The following is a 544-nucleotide window of genomic DNA, read 5'->3' as shown; positions in this document are numbered from 1 at the left end:
GGCCAAGGCGCTGCTGGCACGCTTCGGCACGCTGGCCGAAGTGCTTGGCGCCCCGGTGGGCCTGCTGCAGGAGGTCAAGGGCATCGGCCCTGCGGTGGCACTCGACCTGAAAATCCTCGCCGCAACGGCGCAGCGCATGGCACGCGGCGAGGTCCACGGCCGCGAGATCCTCTCGTCCTGGCAGCAGCTCCTCGACTATTGCCGCTCAGCAATGGCCTTCGAGGCGCGCGAGCAGTTCCGCATCCTGTTCCTCGACAAGAAGAACGCGCTGATCGCCGACGAGGTGCAGCAGACGGGTACTGTCGACCACACGCCTGTCTACCCGCGAGAAGTGATCAAGCGGGCGCTCGAACTCTCGGCGACTGCCATTATCCTGGTCCACAATCACCCGTCAGGCGACCCGACGCCATCGCGCGCCGACATCGAGATGACGAAGGAGATCATCGACGCGGGCAAGCGGCTGGGCATCGCGGTGCACGACCACATCATCATCGGGCGGAAGGGATATGCCAGCATGAAGGGCCTGCTGCTGATCTGAGGTGGC

The 544-nt window shown here is 65.4% G+C and carries 1 protein-coding gene; it reads left to right on the top strand.

The genetic code is table 11. From position 1 onward, the window contains the following. Positions 1-538, top strand: a 538-nt coding sequence (gene radC, locus EN879_RS38320; RefSeq protein WP_164774959.1) for a DNA repair protein RadC, incomplete at its 5' end; no start/stop codon positions are given. Positions 539-544 lie beyond the last annotated feature (6 nt).

Source organism: Mesorhizobium sp. M7A.F.Ca.AU.002.02.1.1, from assembly GCF_003998535.1.
Taxonomy (GTDB): Bacteria; Pseudomonadota; Alphaproteobacteria; order Rhizobiales; family Rhizobiaceae; genus Mesorhizobium; species Mesorhizobium ciceri.
This window is presented reverse-complemented; position numbering and strand designations above follow the sequence as displayed.